12 protein-coding genes and 2 tRNA genes are annotated in these 15357 nt (G+C 70.2%); 7 read left to right on the forward strand and 7 right to left on the reverse strand.

What is annotated here, in order from left to right:
- The first annotated feature begins 163 nt into the window (after positions 1-163).
- Both RAN62_RS25745 and RAN62_RS25750 read left to right on the forward strand, forming a co-directional pair.
- Positions 164-526 (forward strand): C40 family peptidase, encoded by a 363-nt coding sequence (locus RAN62_RS25745; protein WP_305787340.1) that lies wholly within the window; start codon positions 164-166, stop codon positions 524-526.
- Positions 527-836: 310 nt separating this feature from the next.
- Positions 837-1367 (forward strand): YbhB/YbcL family Raf kinase inhibitor-like protein, encoded by a 531-nt coding sequence (locus RAN62_RS25750; protein WP_305787341.1) that lies wholly within the window; start codon positions 837-839, stop codon positions 1365-1367.
- A gap of 413 nt (positions 1368-1780) precedes the next feature.
- On the opposite strand, the gene RAN62_RS25755 is transcribed toward RAN62_RS25750, so the two are convergent.
- Positions 1781-2494 carry a class I SAM-dependent methyltransferase gene (locus RAN62_RS25755; RefSeq protein WP_305787342.1) on the reverse strand — a complete coding sequence of 238 codons (714 nt, stop codon included), beginning with the start codon at positions 2492-2494 and terminating at the stop codon, positions 1781-1783.
- 264 nt (positions 2495-2758) lie between these two features.
- Between RAN62_RS25755 and RAN62_RS25760 the strand changes: the two genes are divergently transcribed.
- Positions 2759-4729, forward strand: coding sequence for a DUF6311 domain-containing protein (locus RAN62_RS25760; RefSeq protein WP_438874545.1), 1971 nt, complete (start codon positions 2759-2761; stop codon positions 4727-4729).
- Positions 4730-4941: 212 nt separating this feature from the next.
- Here the strand turns inward: RAN62_RS25760 and RAN62_RS25765 are convergent, their stop codons facing one another.
- On the reverse strand, positions 4942-5664 hold the full coding sequence (locus tag RAN62_RS25765; RefSeq protein WP_305787344.1) for a hypothetical protein: 723 nt from the start codon (positions 5662-5664) through the stop codon (positions 4942-4944).
- Positions 5665-6057: 393 nt separating this feature from the next.
- Between RAN62_RS25765 and RAN62_RS25770 the strand changes: the two genes are divergently transcribed.
- Positions 6058-7596 carry a peptide deformylase gene (locus tag RAN62_RS25770; protein WP_305787345.1) on the forward strand — a complete coding sequence of 513 codons (1539 nt, stop codon included), beginning with the start codon at positions 6058-6060 and terminating at the stop codon, positions 7594-7596.
- Here RAN62_RS25770 and RAN62_RS25775 read toward each other — a convergent pair.
- A complete protein-coding gene (locus RAN62_RS25775) occupies positions 7590-8699 on the reverse strand; it encodes a globin domain-containing protein (protein ID WP_305787346.1) in 1110 nt (369 codons plus the stop codon). The genes RAN62_RS25770 and RAN62_RS25775 overlap by 7 nt on opposite strands.
- Positions 8700-8766: 67 nt before the next feature.
- Here RAN62_RS25775 and RAN62_RS25780 point away from each other — a divergent pair, with 67 nt between their 5' ends.
- Positions 8767-9546, forward strand: a complete 780-nt coding sequence (locus tag RAN62_RS25780) for a CPBP family intramembrane glutamic endopeptidase (protein WP_305787347.1) — start codon at positions 8767-8769, stop codon at positions 9544-9546.
- Here the strand turns inward: RAN62_RS25780 and RAN62_RS25785 are convergent.
- Positions 9501-10277: a hypothetical protein gene (locus RAN62_RS25785; protein ID WP_305787348.1), complete on the reverse strand. Its 777-nt coding sequence runs from the start codon at positions 10275-10277 to the stop codon at positions 9501-9503. The genes RAN62_RS25780 and RAN62_RS25785 overlap by 46 nt on opposite strands.
- Positions 10278-10930: 653 nt before the next feature.
- Here RAN62_RS25785 and RAN62_RS25790 point away from each other — a divergent pair.
- Positions 10931-11021: transfer RNA gene (locus RAN62_RS25790), tRNA-Ser, on the forward strand.
- A gap of 51 nt (positions 11022-11072) precedes the next feature.
- Positions 11073-11145 (forward strand) — tRNA-Arg (locus RAN62_RS25795).
- Positions 11146-11373: 228 nt separating this feature from the next.
- On the opposite strand, the gene RAN62_RS25800 is transcribed toward RAN62_RS25795, so the two are convergent.
- The 3 genes from RAN62_RS25800 to RAN62_RS25810 form a co-directional block, all read right to left on the reverse strand.
- On the reverse strand, positions 11374-11799 hold the full coding sequence (locus tag RAN62_RS25800) for a hypothetical protein (protein ID WP_305787349.1): 426 nt from the start codon (positions 11797-11799) through the stop codon (positions 11374-11376).
- A gap of 120 nt (positions 11800-11919) precedes the next feature.
- Positions 11920-12666, reverse strand: coding sequence for a GAF and ANTAR domain-containing protein (locus tag RAN62_RS25805; protein ID WP_305787350.1), 747 nt, complete (start codon positions 12664-12666; stop codon positions 11920-11922).
- Positions 12667-12705: 39 nt separating this feature from the next.
- Entirely contained in the window at positions 12706-15321 is a 2616-nt protein-coding gene (locus RAN62_RS25810) for a family 78 glycoside hydrolase catalytic domain (RefSeq protein ID WP_498371882.1), read from the reverse strand.
- Positions 15322-15357: the final 36 nt, after the last annotated feature.

Below are 15357 nucleotides of genomic sequence, written 5' to 3' on the forward strand. Positions count from 1 at the left end.
GCCCCCGGAAAATCAGCAGTCCGCGACTTTGCGCGCAATTGTCGAGCAGCGGGCAGCCCGTCTTGCCGCGCGCCGGGCCGCGCTTGTGGCCGCTCAGAAACGGGTCACTCAGCGGCGGGTCCTGATGAGGCGCACGGTCGTCGCTCCCCAGCGAAAAGTGACGGTGCGCACACGTGCGATCCCGCGCCGGCACCCCACGGGGATGAGCGCGGTCCTCGCGTTCGCCCGGTCACAGGTCGGCAAGCGCTACTCGGCCGGCGCCTCGGGCCCCAACTCGTTCGACTGCTCGGGCTTCACCAAGTCGGCGTACCGGCTCATGGGTCTGTCGTTGCCGCACTCGTCGGGCGCGCAGGCGGCCCGGGCCCGGACGGTGTCGCGCTCCGCGGCCCGTCCCGGCGACCTGGTCGTCGGCCCGGGGCACGTGGGAATCTACATGGGCGGCGGCATGATGATCGACGCCGGGAACTCGCGCACCGGGGTGGTCTACCGCAGGCTCTACCGCGGGCTGCACATCGAGCGATTCTGAAAGGTGCTGGACGGCAGTCGGCACCCGCCCGGACGGGCGGGTGCCGACTTGCCGGTCGTCCGGCGCTGGACGAACCTGTCACCACCGGGCACGGGGATCTCTGCCGCACGAACCCGGTCGGATGTCTGACATGACTATCGCCCGGCGCAAGCCCGGGGACGCGCACCACCTGTGCGTTTTCCTTCCGTGCTGTTCCCGCTTCCTTCCGGGCTGTTTCCGGGCCGAAAGGCGGCGGACATCTGAGCTGGTTAGTCTCGGCTCCACCAGGGCAACAGGTCCCGACACTCATCAGTCGAGGAGGGCTACGCGCATGAGCCTGGAGCGTCCCACCGCACCGGATCCCTACGACCTCCTGCCGGCGGTGCCCGCGTTCACGGTCACCAGCACCGACGTGACCGACGGCCAGCAGCTGGACGAGCTGTACGTGCACACCAGCGTCGGCGGCAAGAACCTCTCCCCGCAGCTCGCCTGGTCCGGCTTCCCGGCCGAGACCCGCGGCTTCGTGGTCACCTGCTTCGACCCGGACGCCCCCACGGGCAGCGGCTTCTGGCACTGGGTGGTGGTCAACCTGCCGGCGTCGGTCACCGAGCTGCCGCGCGGGGCCGACCCGCTGCCGGACGGCGCCTTCAGCATCCGGTCCGACTACGGCGACAGTGGGTACGGCGGAGCCGCCCCGCCGCCCGGAGACCGCCCCCACCGGTACGTCTTCGCGGTGCACGCCATCGACGTCGACCGGCTGGAGGTCGGCGAGGGCGCGACGCCCGCGTACGTCGGCTTCAACCTCGCGTTCCACACCCTGGCCCGCGCGACGATCCGGCCGACCTACCAGATCAAGGGCTGACCCGGCCCAATCCACCGCGCCCGGCACCGCACCGCGCCCGGCACCGCACCGCGCCCGGCACCGCACCGGGCCGGCTCGGTGGCATCCGGCCTCACGGGGCCGAGATGCATGAACTGGTCTGTCCGGCCATCGACGTCCGAGGCCGCGGCAGCCTCCGCTCAGGGCGGGCGGCCCTGAGCGGAGGCTCCGGACACGACGAAGCCCGCCGGGGGTCCGGCGGGCTTCGTGCTACTCACTACACACTCCTCGTCACCGCGGGGGCGCGTGCCGCGGGGCGGGGTCTTCGTCACCGGGGCGGGCCCGGTGGTGCTCACAGCTGCGGTCGGCGACACACGGATGGGTGCCGAGCGGTCGAGCGGGTCAGCCCGGCGGCACGTATGTGGTCGCCGGGCGGGCCGGGGTGGTGGGGCTGGTCAGCCGGGGACCTTCGCGACGACGAAGACCGACTGGCCGAAGGGCGGCTTCATGACCGTCTCGGCGGCCTTGGTGACCGGGAGGACAAGCTTGTCGTAGAAGCTGACCATGCCGCCCTCCTTGGGGGCGAGCTTGAAGATGCTGGTCGCGCCGTAGTAGCCGATGAGGCCCAGGGCGTTCGCGTAGTGCAGCTTCTCGATGGTGAGGCCGGCCTCGGTCATGGCGGCGCGCATCGTCTTCTTGGTGTAGCGGCGGATGTGGCCCGTCGCGATGTCCACGTGGCTCATGGCGAACATGAACGCCGGGACGATGAGGATGATCCGGCCGCCCGGGCGGACCAGCTCGGCCATGCTGCGCAGGGCGCCGACGTGGTCCTCGATGTGCTCGAGCACGTTGTAGGACACGGCCGCGCTGTATTCCCCGGCGGCGTCGGCCGCGGGGAGGAGCATCTGCCGGACGTCGATCGTCGGGTGGTCGGCCAGGCGCTCCTTGAGCTGCACCAGCCGGTCCGGGTCGGCCTCGGTGGCGGTGAAGTGCGGGACGTGCTCCGCCCAGGCCAGGGCGTAGTCGCCGAGACCGCTGCCGATCTCGATCGGGTTCTCCCCCAGGTAGGGGATCGCGAGCTCGACGAACCAGCGGCGGTGGTTCACGGCCGTGGCGAGGCCTTCGAGCACTTCGGACTGGACCCTCTGGTCACCAGTGATGTCTGCCATAAGTGTGGTTCCCTCGTCTTGCCGATCCGAGCTGACAGCGGGACCGGACGAGTTAACCATCCGGTGCGCTCAACCGAAAGTTGAGCGGGGGGCCACCGCTTCATTTTTGCCTGATTGAGACATTGCCCCTCGGTGTACCCAACTTCCTTCCCATCATGCACGACGCGTGCACGGCCGGTCGAAAAGCGGATCCATATCGGGTCGGTCACGCCTCGCCCGCCCGTCACTGCTCTGTTACCAACCTCGGTTAGGCTCGCCGTTGCTATGACGATTACGGGTATTGACTCGACAGGCCAGTCGCCGAAGCGCGGGGCCGCCGCCGAAGACCTGGATGCGGAGCTGGCCGCCCTCGAAAGCGATGTCTCGCTCGCACCGATCTCAGTCATACCCGTCGATGAGTCGGCGGCGCCGGCCGAGGCGGCTCCCGCACCCGCGACCGCGCCGAGAGTGCGTTGGTGGCGCACTCTCACCTGGCGAGATGTGCTCGCGATCAGCACCTTCATTGCGGTAGCGCTGTTCCTGACCGCGCCGTTGTGGCTCAATCTTGATCATGAGTTGCGCGATGATCCGCAGGATCAGGCATTTTTCGAGTGGATGCTGGCGCACGGTGCGCGGGTAGTCACGGATGGCGTTTATCCGTTCTTCTCGGATCGCATGAATTACCCCGATGGGGTGAACATGATGGCCAACACCTCGGTGCTGGCCGTTTCCCTGCCGTTGACGCCCGTCACTGTGTTGTTCGGTCCGCATGTGTCGTTCAACGCGTTTCTCACGCTCGCGTTGGCAAGCACCGGCATCTCGTGGTATTTGGTGCTCTCCCGGCAGTTCGTGACTTCCCGGCTGGCGGCCTGGGTCGGCGCCCTGTTCGCCACTTTCGCGCCGAGCATGGTGTCGCACGCCGGCGGCCACCCCAACATCGTCTCCCAGTTCCTCGTGCCGTTGATCATCTGGCGCACGCTCGAGCTGCGCCGCCGCGGCCGCGCGGTGCGCAACGGGCTGATCCTCGCCGGCCTCCTGGTCTGGCAGGCGTTCATCAACCTCGAGATCCTCTTCATGACCGCGGTCGGCCTCGGCATCTTCTGCGTCGTCATGGCGATCACCCGCCGGCGCCGCGAGCCGGGCGAGACCGTCGCGTTCCTCAAGGCGCTGGGCGTCGCGGCCGGCGCCGCCCTGGTGCTGCTGGCCTACCCGCTGAGCGTGCAGTTCTTCGGCCCGCAGAGCTACCACGGGCTGCCCGAGTTCGTCCGCTACTTCGGCGCCGACCTGGGCTCCTTCACCGCGTACGCGCAGCAGTCCATCGCCGGCAACACGGTGACCGCGAGCCGCCTCGCCCAGAACGCCGCCGAGCAGAACGCGTTCTTCGGCTGGGGCCTCGTCATCCTCTTCCTGGGCCTGGTCGTGTGGATGCGCCGCCGTGCCTCGGTGCTGACCCTGGCCGGCCTGGCGCTGTTCTTCGGGGCGATGTCGCTCGGCCCGACGATCACGCTCAACGGCGTCAGCACCGGCATCGCCGGGCCGTGGTCCCTGCTGCACAGCGTGCCGGTCCTCAACTCGGCCGTGCCCACCCGCTGGGCCATGGCCATCGCCCCGGTCGTCGCCTTCGTCCTGGCCCTCGGGTGTCAGAAGGCCTCCGACCTGATGCGCGACCAGACCGCCGCCCGCGGCCCGGTCCGCATCGCCATGATCACCGCCGTCGCCATGGCCCTCGTGCCGCTGGTCCCGACCCCGCTGCACACGGTGCAGATGGACCCGGTGCCCGAGTTCGTGACCGCGGGCACCTGGAAGCAGTACGTGGACGACGACCACACGATGGTGGCCCTGCCGCTGCCCGACAGCTCGTATCCCGACCCGATGCGCTGGAGTGCCTACACCGGGCAGGACCTGCGGATCGTCAGCGGCTACGCGTTGCTGCCGAGCCAGAACCCGCTCGACCCGGAGGACCGGTCCGCGGTGTTCGCCCCGGCGTGGCGGCCGACCAGTGGACTCTTCGCCTCGATCAAGCAGGGCAACCCGACGCCCGAGATCACCGACACCCGGCGCGAGATGACGCTCGCCGACCTGCGCTACTGGAAGGCCGGCGTCGTCGTGCTCACTCCGCAGGTGCGCGACATCGAGATGCGGCGGGCGATGATCGACCTGCTCGGCTTCCAACCGACCTGGACGGGCGGCGCCTGGGTCTGGAACGTCCGCGACCTCGTCGACAACCCGTCCGCCACCCTCAGCGCCGCCCCCTGACCGACCGGGGCCCATCGCCGGGGACGCAACGGAACGCGCGCCTATACAAGAGGTGCGGCGCGGTTTTGATCTTCGGGAGCTTGGATCACGCACGTGGCCCGGTGGGGCTCCGCGTTCTGGACGCGTCAGCGGCCAGCGGAGTCGCTCCGGGCACCTCGGCGGGAGCGACGGTCTGCAAGTGCCACCCCGCTACGACATCCTGACCTTGATCTTCAGGATTGTTTGATGCAGCAGCCTACGCACACCTTCGGCGTGGGCAGGGTGAACGCCAGGCAGCACGTCTTGCGCTGCACGTCGAGCTCGCCGGTCCGGCCCGGCACCAGCTCGATCAGATCGGCCACCCCCAGCACCCCCAGCAGCGCCCCGATCTTCTCCACCGACGACCCGGCCGTGACATCGGCCGAGCGCAGCACCGCGTAAGCCACCCCCGACGCCAGCGACCCCAGCAGCGGCCGCGCCCCCAGCCGCACCCGCGACTGGATCGCGTCGAGCATCGGCGTCAGGTGCTCGTCGAGCAGCGACCGGCGCAGCTCGGTGAGCAGCGCGGCCTCGTCGGGCACGACCCGCACATTGGGCAGCCCGCGCAACGCCAGCGGGTCGGAGGGCAGCACCGCCACAGTGACGTCAGGGTGCATGCCGAGAGTGACCAAGGGCCGCGGGTCGTCGAAGTGCATGAGCGAGTGCGCGCCCGTGAGCAACGGCACGCGGCGGGCTGCGGCCCACCCGAGAACGACCGGCAGCGCCAGCCAGTACGTGTACGCCTTCCACGCCAGCGCGGCGGCCACATGCGGCTGGGCCTGCCAGCGACGCTGCGAAATCTCCAGCAGCTTCTCGACCTCGGGGCCCGCGAGGGCCGCGGTCGGCGTCCATCGAGAGGTGTCGTGCACCACAAGGTCCGGGGCGAGGCCCGGCAGGGCCGTCGACGTGCCGAACATGGCGCGGAGCGTGGCGGTGATGGGCGCGAGGGGCTCATCGGCAAACGCAGTGTGACCGGACGGTGGCCGATCGAGGGCCGTCGTCACCGGCTCCGACCCTTCCGGTGCCCGCAGGCGTGCTGCAGATTCACCGTGCTCACCCCGTCCGTCTCGAAGCCGGGATCCCCGTCGGTCCCGGTAACCCACCGTACCCTTCTAAGGCTAGCCTAACCATCCTCCTCGCTCGTCCCCGGACAGGTATTTTTCGGACTGGCACCACGGGTCAGGATCACCTGACGGACCGTTGTCCCGTTGGGTTGTTCGTCAAGAGATCTGTCGGCAACGCGCTACTACCCCCATGCGGACAGCGGAAGGCAGGACACTGAGATTCCTGTCGCAAAGGGGACATCCGTGATGACCACCTCGCCTGTCGAGAGGGCCGCCGACCAGTTCGTGACGGCGCTTGCGCAATGGCGGGTCGAGCGCGGGATGACAAAGAAGCAGCTCGCCGCCCGTATGGGCTTCGACCCCTCCTACGTCAGCCACGTCGAGGGACGGCGGCACAAACCGACCGAGGACTTCGCGCGCCGGGCCGAGGCCGTCCTGGCCGCCGGCGGGGTGATCTGGCAACGCTTCCAGGAGTACGACGAGCTGCGCCACGCCCGCGGCCCGGCGCTCCACCGCGACCCGCCGGTCCCGGTCCAGTGGATGCCGCCCGGCACCGGGCTCATCGTCGAGCAGGAGATCGCCGAGCTCACCTACACCAACGGCGCCTACCGCTGCCGCATCCGCCGCGCCCTTTACAACGCGGGCGTCGAGCCGGTCACGCGCTATCTCGTCAAGATCGCGGTGGACCGCTACCCGCACGATCCGGCCGGCTCCAACCGCCACCACCGGCAGCACCCGCTCAGCTTCGACGAGATGGACCTGCGCGCGGTCGCCGGCGAGGGCGAGGCCGCCGAGCCCATGCACTGGCGGCTCAAGCTCGACCGCGACGCGGCCAAGGAGGTCTGGCTGCTCTTCGCCAACGACCACGGCCAGTTCCCGCTCTATCCGGGCCAGCGCACCACTATCGAATATGCATACACGGTCGGCGAGGAGAAGTGGGGCCAGTGGTTCCAGCGCGCCGTCCGCCTGCCCACCCGCAATCTGACCGTGCGGCTCAACTTCCCGGTCGAGTTCGAGCCCCAGGTGTGGGGAGTGGAGACGTCGCTCGCGGCGGAAGTTCCCGTCCGTACGCCGCTGGAGCGCCACGACGACGACCGGCGCGCCGTCTTCGAGTGGTCGACGGACGCGCCGCTGCTCAACGCCCGCTACCGCCTCGAGTGGCGGTTCCGGGGCGAGAACGCGCCCCGCAACGGCGCGACCCTGGTCAAGAACGGCGCCAACGGGCACTCGCTGCGCGCCAGCCACCGGATGCGCGGGATCGGCATCGTGCAGCGCGGCTCCGACCTGCTGCGTCAGCGGGCCCGGCACTTCCAGCTGCCGCGCGAGGAGGCCGGCGCGCGGGAGGCCGTCGCCGCCCTGCGCGTCACGCTCGACCGGCTCGAGGACGTCCACGACTTCAGCAAGGGGGTCGGGCTGGCGGCACCACAGATCGGCCTGGCGGTCGCCGCGATCGTGGTACGCCCGCCCGAGCGCGGCTTCGATCCGGTGGTCCTGCTCAACCCGCGCGTCGTCGACGAGTCCACCGAGACCGACGAGCAGTACGAGGGCTGCCTGTCGTTCTTCGACTACCGCGGGCTGGTGCCGAGGCCGCTCCGGGTCGACGTGGAACACGCCCGCTACGACGGCACCCGGGTCATCACGTCGTTCGAGCTGGCCATGGCCCGGCTGGTCAGCCACGAGATCGACCACTTGGAGGGCCGGCTCTACGTGGACCGGATGGCCCCGGACGCGACGCTCGTGCCCGTCGAGGAGTACCGCCAGACCGGGCAGCCCTGGGCCTACTGAGTGAACGCGTCGTACTTGACGCGGATCGACGGCACCTGCAGCTCGGCCAGGGTCTTGAGGGTCGCCTTGACCATCGCGCCGGAGCCCGAGACGAAGAAGTCGTGCTCGTTCCACGGGCCGTAGCGGGCGACGACGTCCGAGATGTCGCCCCGCTCCCCGGCGAAGAACGGGTCGTCGCTGCACGCGGTCACGACCGACAGCCACGGATAGCGGGCGGCCAGGCGGTTCAGGGCGGGGAGGTCGTACAGGTCGTCGCGGTGCCGGGCGCCGACGAAGACGTGCACCCAGCGCGTCCGGTTGTAGCGGGTCAGCTCCTCCAACAGCGACTTGATCGGGGCGAGGCCGGTGCCCCCGGCAACGAAGACCGCGTCCCGGGTCGAGCGGCGGTCGAGGGTCATCGTGCCCATGGGCGCCGCCAGCCGGACCATGTCGCCCACCTCGAGGCGGCGCACCAGCGCGCTCGAGACCCAGCCGGCGCCGACCGCGCGTACGTGGAACTCCAGCGAGTTGTCCCGCCGCGGCGCGTTGGCGGGCGAGTAGGTACGCCACAGCCGGGGCTGAACGCGGGAGCACTCGAGGCTGAGGTACTGCCCGGCCCGGAACTCGAGCGGCTGCAACGGCTTCACGGTGAAGACGGCGATGTCGTGCCCGCGGCGCTCGTGGGCGGTCACCTCGGCGTACCAGTAGGGCGGGTTGGTGTCCGCCGCCGCGCCGGCCGTCATCTTCTCGGCGATCTTGGCGTACGCGTCGGCCCAGGCCTGGTCGTACTCGACGCACCACTGCTCGCCGCCGTACTCGCGCAGCGCCTCGATGAGCGCCCGGCCGACGATCTCGTAGTGCTCTGGTTCCACGTGGAACTTGCGATGGTCCCGGCCCAGGTCCCGCAGGTACTCGTCGAAGCGCTCGGGGTCCTCGACCGTCTGCACCGAGGTGATCAAGGCGTGCAACAGCCGGGTGCGCTGGGTGTCCATGTGCACCGGAAAGAGCTCCCGCAGCTCGGGCCGGGTCAGGAAGAGACGCGCGTAGAAGTAGCCCGCGACCTTGTCCTGGTGCTCCTCGACGAGGGTCCAGCTCTCCTTGAGCAAGCGTCCGAGGTCTCCCATCCCCTCACCATGGGGACCTCGCCCGGCGTCCCATCGGACGAAGGGTGCGACGATCTAATGTTGTTGCGTGTCGATGACCCTGGACCGCCCGGCCGCGACCCGCACGGAGCTGCGCTGGGAAGTCGCGATCGTCCTGCTGCTGTCGCTCGGACAGTCCGCGATCTATTCCGTGGTGTCGCTCGTGGCGAAGCTCACCGCCCCCGGCGGGCTCTCCAACCAGGCCGCGGTGCTCAACCAGTCCCGGTCGACGCGGGTCTATCTCGACCTGACCTACCAGCTGCTCGACATCGCGTTCGCGCTGATTCCGGTGCTGCTGGCGCTCTATCTGCTGCACCGCGACCGGCTCTCCCCCTTCCGTACGCTCGGCATCGACTTCCGGCGCCCGCTCAGCGACCTGGGGTGGGGCACCGGACTCGCCGCCGGCATCGGGCTTCCCGGCCTGCTCCTCGTGTACGCGGCCGCGCAGCTCGGTCTCAACGCCCAGATCGTGCCCGCCGCGTTGCAGCCGGTCTGGTGGGCGGTGCCGGTGCTCGTCCTCTCGGCCGTCCAGAACGCCGTCCTCGAGGAGGTCATCGTCGTCGGCTACGTGGTCACCCGGCTGCGCCAGTTCGGCTGGCGCCTCTGGTGGGTGGTGGCGGCGAGCTCGGTGCTGCGCGGCTCCTACCACCTCTACCAGGGCTTCGGGGCGTTCGTGGGCAACGCGGTGATGGGCGTGATCTTCTCGCTCTTCTTCCTGCGCAAGGGCCGCGTGATGCCTTTGATCGTGGCGCACACGCTGCTGGACGTGGTGGCCTTCGTCGGCTACACGCTCGTGCCGTCGGACTGGCTGGACTGGCTCCTGAAATAGAGCGTGGCCCGGGCGGCGCTCGTCCGCACCGCGGCCCGGCTCGTCAGACAGGCGGCGAGCAGGCTCGTGCCGGGGAAGACGCGGTTCACGAGCCGGAGCGCCGCCCAGCCCCCGGCCTGAGCCGCGACCATCCGGCCCAGGCGCCAGGCCGCGTCCGTCAGCCCGGTGGCCTCGTAGGTGTACTCCCGCGCCGAGCTGAGCGCCGCCACCGCGTCCTCCGCGCTCGGGTGCACGCGGCTCAGCACGAGAAGGTCGGCCGCGCGAGCCTCGTCGGCCGGATCCAGCCCGTAAGCCGCCGCTACGTGCAGGCACAGCTCGGCCTGCGTGTACGCGGCCGCACCGAGCAGGGCGGCCGGCGCATAGGACCCGGCCACGGCGGCGAACACGCTGCTCGCCGTGCCGAACCGGGTGAACCGCTCCACGGCCAGCCGCGCGATGCCGTCGGCCGTCGCGGTGGGATAGGCCTCGCGCACGCCCTTCGCCCACTCCGCGGCGGCAGGACCCAGCGACTGTACGGCCGCCAGCGCCAGCAACTCGGGAGAGTGACCCGGATCGGCGATCAGCCGGGCCCACGCCTCGGTCCGCTCGGCCGGCTCGGGGCTCGGCGTGCGCTGAACGGGCAGAATCGGCGCCGGCTCATCCGGAACCGTCTCCATCGTCGGAGTGACAACGGCGGGCGCCACCTCGGCGACGGCGCGCTTGACCGCCCGTTTCGGTGTTGCCTTCGTCACGCCCTCAGCCGCTTTGACCGGCTCGGGGGTCGCCTTCGCTCGCGCTGGAGTCGCCTTGACCGGCTCGGACGTCGCCTCGGCGGGCTTGGGGGCCGCTCTGGCCGGCGTCGGCGTCGCTGTGGTGGGCTCGGGTGTCGCTTTGGCCGGTGTGGGGGCTGCTTTGACCGCCTGAGGCGTGGCCTTCTTGGCCGCTTTCGTGGCCTTCGTCACTGCCTTCTTGGCCGGAGTCGCCTTCGCGGGCACTTCCGTGAGCCTCGCGGGCGTCTCCGCGGGCCTCGCCGGCGCCTCTTCCGCCGGCCGTCCCGCCCGGGGCGCCACCTTCTTCGCCGGCGCCCGCTTGCGAGGCGGAGTCGCGGGCGTGGCCGGCTCGGCCGGACCCTCGGAAGGCTCACCAGCCGGCGGCCGGAAGGTCACCGAAGGCGCCTCCCGCCGTCGTCCACGCCCGGGCGACCCGGAAGGTTCGGCCTGCTCAGGCTGGCTGAACGAGGGCCGAGGCGGGCGCGGCCGGCGCGGCGTGGGCGGGTTCTCCTCCATGCCTGGCGAGCCTAGCCCCAAACCCGCCTGACCACCCGTCGGGCAACACGGTGCATACCTGTTTGAACGCCCCTCGGGCCGTCCGGTATCCTCGTGGATCGGTGGCCCAGTGTCACCGAGGAGACTTCGCCTAGTCTGGTCTATGGCGCCGCACTGCTAATGCGGTTGGGGTTTTAAAGCCCCTCCCGGGTTCGAATCCCGGAGTCTCCGCGGTTCGAGCCGGTGTGTATGCTGGCAAAGCACCAAGCGCGAAAGCGTGAAGCGCCCGTAGCTCAATGGATAGAGCATCTGACTACGGATCAGAAGGTTAGGGGTTCGAGTCCCTTCGGGCGCACCGGAAGAAAGGCCTCCCGCCAGTGGTGGGAGGCCTTTCTCGTTGTCACGGGCGCGCCGCCCCGCGCCCCGCGCCTCGCGCCCCGCGCCGCCTCGCGCCGGGCCGGCCGCGCGTTGCCCTCGCGCCGTCCGTCTTTTCGCAGGGGCATCCCCGAGCATCAGGGCCACCGCATCAGCGCGGCGCCGACCGGGACCTACCGGCGGCGCCCGCCGTTGACGTCCGGGGCGCTCAGCGGTCGAAATACTTGGCTGCGCCGCAGATGGCTTCGACGCTCGAGCAGACCTGCACGAGGACGGACGTGATGGCCTGCGCCTTCGGGGTGGTCGCGGCCATCGGGTCCTGCGTGAAGTTGAAGGAGCGGTCGGCGCTGGTCACCGAGCGGCTGTCGGCGTCGTGCCACACGCGCTCGCCGGCGGCCCCGGTGACGTAGAAGTCGAAGTGGACGGTCGTGCCCTCCCAGCCGTCCGCGAAGTCGGTGACCGAGCCCTGCACGCCGACCGACCGGTTGTACCAGATGAATCCGCCCGCGGTCTTGCCGCCGTCGCCGGTCGCCGCGAAGGTGCTCGTCGGGTAGGCGGCCGCCTGGGCCTGGGCCGGCGCGACCAGCAGGCCGAGCATCGTCACCGCAGCCGCGACCGCAGCTTTTCCACGCATAGTGATCCCCCATGAGACGGCGCCGCCGGCCACGCATTGTGGTCGATCAACTGCGCCCGGCCCAGGGTGGCATGGCGACCCCGGGCTCGTAAAGGCGCCTGTCGATGAACTTCCGGCCGGTCAGCGGGTGAGGTCGCCGGTGTCGACGAGGTAGCGGGCGATGTCGGCCAGCTTGACGTTGGCGTGCTGGCTGGCCCGGACCAGCAGGTGGAAGGCCTGGTCGCCGGTGATCTTATGGCGTTCCATGAGGATGCCCTTGGCCTGGCCGATGGCGTCGCGGGTCGACAGGGCGAGCGTCAAGTCGTGCTCGCGGCGGGCGCCGGCCATGGCGATCGCGGCGTGCGCGGCGAGGAGCAGGCCCACGTCCTCCGACTCGTCGCCGAAGTTGTCGGCCCGGGCCGAGTAGAGGTTCAGGGCGCCCATGTCGTCCTGCCGTACGTACATCTGAATGGACAGCATGCTGCGGACGCCGAGGTCGAGGGCACGCCGGGAGAAGTCCGGCCAGCGGTCCTCGGCGGCCATGTCGGTCAATCGCACGGTGCGCCGCTCGTAGGTCGAGGTCAGGCACGGTCCCTGGCCCGTCTCGTACTGGGCTCGGTCCACCTCGTGGACGAGCTCGTCCGTGGCGGCTTCCGTGCTCACCTCCCGGCGCCGGCGCACCACGGTCAGCCCGGCGTGCTCGGCGCCGGGCACAGTCTGCGCGGCGACGGTCACGATGGCGTCCAGCGTTTCCTCGAGACTGCCCTCGTCCTGCAGCGTACGAGCGACGTCGCTCAGCGTGTGAGCCAGATCGTCATGGACCCTGTCACCGGTGTAATTCGTGGAGGGCTGCCCCCGGGCTTCGTCGCGCTCCTGAGAGGTTGTCACCGCCGGTGCTTGCCCGATTGGTCATGACCTATGTCACCGTCATCGGATGCGGAAGCTGCTCCGCCCGGATCCCACTTCGTAGACCGCGGCACCGTCCCGGAGGCCGAGGAAGCGCACCGCCCCCGAGGCGAGCGGCCGGCGCGTGGCGGGCACATGGACCTCGGCTGTCGTGTTGACAGGCAGATCGACGACCAGGCCGTACGCGCCCCAGCGCACCGTGACCCGGCCGGCCTGCGTCCACACCGAGCCGGCCGCGTGCGTCAGGTCCGTGCCGCGGGGCGGGGCGATTGTCAGCGTACGGGCGGCAGGTCCCGTCACGGTGACGCCGAGCAGATCCCGCTGCACCTCGGTCAGCGCCGCCGCACCCCACCCGTGCGACATGCTTTCGCCGCGCTCCGGGGCCTCCCACGACTCCCACGTGAAGGTCCCGCCGCGCGCCAGGATGTTCGCCCAGCCCAGCGACTCGTCGGTGAGCCGGGCGACCACCTGATCGTTGCGGCCGGCTCGATGCAGGGCCCGGAGTAGCATGTCCGCCGTCATGGGGCCCATCTGCAGCCCCAGCGACACGACGTGGTCGGCGACGGATTTGTCGGACGTCAGCCCGTACGCCAGCGCGTACGCATTGGCGATCTGCGAAGCATGGGTGCTGCCGAGGCCGTCGAGGTAGATGCCGTCCGTACGCCGCAAACGGGTGTTGATCGCCGTGGCCAGCGCGGCGGCGTCGGCGCGGTAGGAGCCCGGGTCGAGGCCCAGCTCCTCGGCCTGCCGGGCGGCGCTGCGCAACACGTCGACGGCGAGAATGTTCACGGTCGTGCGGGCGGCGGTGGCGGTGTCGTAGCCGTACCGGTTGGGCCAGTCGATGATCCCGTACAGATAGGCGCCGCTGCCCCCGGCCAGATTGGTGACCAGACCCGTCGCCGGATCGCGATAGCGGCGGACGTAATCGGCGATCGCGGCCACCGCCGGATAGGCCTCGGCGAGCAGCGCGCGATCCCCGGACGCGACGTAATAGTCCTCGACCCACGACGGGAACATCTCGGTGAAGTCCGGGATGTCACGCTTGCCGTCCCCATTGGGATAGACGGCGTTGAGCCGGCCGTCCGGCCAATAACGTTGCTGCGAGGCGAGGAATTCGCGGATCGCCTTGGCGGTGAACGCCCGGTCGCCGGAGCCGCCCATGAGCGCCCGCGAGATGTTCACGGAGTCGGCGAGGAACTGGCCCTTCTCCCGGGTCGGCGTGTCCAGGAACTGTTCCTGTGACGAGTACAAGGCCGATCGCTGCATCAACTCGACCACCGCATCGACCGTGGCGTCGCTGCTGTCGAAGGTCGCGGCCCGCGCGGGATCGACATCGGTGTGCTGCACCACGGCGGCGATGTCACCGGGGGCGCTGAGTTGCAGATACCGGAATCCCTCGTACGTGAAGGCATCGAAGGTCTGGTCGCCGTCGCGCTGAACATAGGAGTACGACAAATCGGTCGACTGGTTGTCCTGCGGCGAGTTGGAGACCGTCCCGTCGGGATTGAGCAGATAGCCCGCCACCATGGTCACCAGCTGGCCGGCGGTCCCCGACCGGAACCGGACGCGCGGCGACGCCGGGATCACCGTGCCGAAGTCGGCCACGACCGCGCCGGAGGGCAAGGTGGTGATGCTCACCGGTCGTACGACATCGTGGCTGAGCCGGGTCTGCTGCGCCCGGAGCACAGGAACCGCGTCGGCGACCTGGGCCGCCGCCCAGCCCGAGTCGTCGAATCCCGCCACCGACCAGCCCTCCAGCGCACCGGCGAGCCGCCCGTCGACATTCTCGACGTAGTCCCGGCCGTCCCCGTTGCGATAGGCGGCCGCGAGCCACGGCGCCTGTGTCGTCCGCCACGTGCCGTCGGAGGTCACCACCTCCCGATCGCCGTTCGCGTGATCGATCACCAAGCGGGCCACGAGCCCGGGCTCACCGGCCGGGCGGCCCTGCCCGGGGCCGTACCAGTGATAAAAAACGCCCAACGCCTGCGCGCCGGGCCCGACGCTCTTCGTGACATCGGTGACCTGGTAATAGCCTTCCCCCGGATAGGCGAAAGCCGGGCCGCGATCGACCAGCTTCCCATTCAGGTACGCCCGATACTGCTGCGAAGCACTCACATAGAGCCGCGCCCGGACGACGCCGCCCGCAACCCTGAAATCTTTCCGCGCCAGCGTGTAATCGTCCTTCTCCGCCGTCGTCCGCCGAATCCAGCCGGCCTGCCAATCCGCCGCCGCCAGTCCGGTGTCGAACTTCGCGCCGGCCCAGGGGGAAATCCGTCCGGTGCGATCCCACGTCCGCACCTCCCACCGGAAACTGCTGCCGCTCGCCAGCGCGGGGCCGCCATAGGGCTCGAACGCCGTGTTCGCCGACCGAACTTTCCCGCTGTCCCAAACCAAGGCCCCACCGCGCAAAACCCTGATCTGGTACGCCGTCTGCCGCTCGCCCCGATCAACATCCCGAGGTAACCACCCGAAAAGCGGCGTCCCCTCCACGCCGAGCGGATCCACCCTGTCCCCGACCGTCAGCCCGCCGGGCGCAAGCGGCGCATGCCGGCCACCAGAAGCCTGAGCCGCCGCCGGACCGGCCAGCAACACGGAAACAAGAACGCCGACGCCCGCCGCACGAAGAATCATCTGCATCTCCAGCGATACATTGAAATGTTTCACTGTCTGCTA

Source organism: Symbioplanes lichenis (genome assembly GCF_030709675.1).
In the GTDB taxonomy this organism is placed as follows: Bacteria; Actinomycetota; Actinomycetes; order Mycobacteriales; family Micromonosporaceae; genus Actinoplanes; species Actinoplanes lichenis.

Bases quoted from the DNA above. Each gene is read 5' to 3' on its own strand.
- RAN62_RS25810 (WP_498371882.1), bottom strand. From the start codon at position 15,321: ATGCAGATGATTCTTCGTGCGGCGGGCGTCGGCGTTCTTGTTTCCGTG.
- RAN62_RS25765 (WP_305787344.1), bottom strand. From the start codon at position 5,664: ATGTTCGGCACGTCGACGGCCCTGCCGGGCCTCGCCCCGGACCTTGTG.
- RAN62_RS25770 (WP_305787345.1), top strand. From the start codon at position 6,058: ATGACCACCTCGCCTGTCGAGAGGGCCGCCGACCAGTTCGTGACGGCG.
- RAN62_RS25800 (WP_305787349.1), bottom strand. From the start codon at position 11,799: ATGCGTGGAAAAGCTGCGGTCGCGGCTGCGGTGACGATGCTCGGCCTG.
- RAN62_RS25755 (WP_305787342.1), bottom strand. From the start codon at position 2,494: ATGGCAGACATCACTGGTGACCAGAGGGTCCAGTCCGAAGTGCTCGAA.
- RAN62_RS25760 (WP_438874545.1), top strand. From the start codon at position 2,759: ATGACGATTACGGGTATTGACTCGACAGGCCAGTCGCCGAAGCGCGGG.
- RAN62_RS25775 (WP_305787346.1), bottom strand. From the start codon at position 8,699: ATGGGAGACCTCGGACGCTTGCTCAAGGAGAGCTGGACCCTCGTCGAG.
- RAN62_RS25750 (WP_305787341.1), top strand. From the start codon at position 837: ATGAGCCTGGAGCGTCCCACCGCACCGGATCCCTACGACCTCCTGCCG.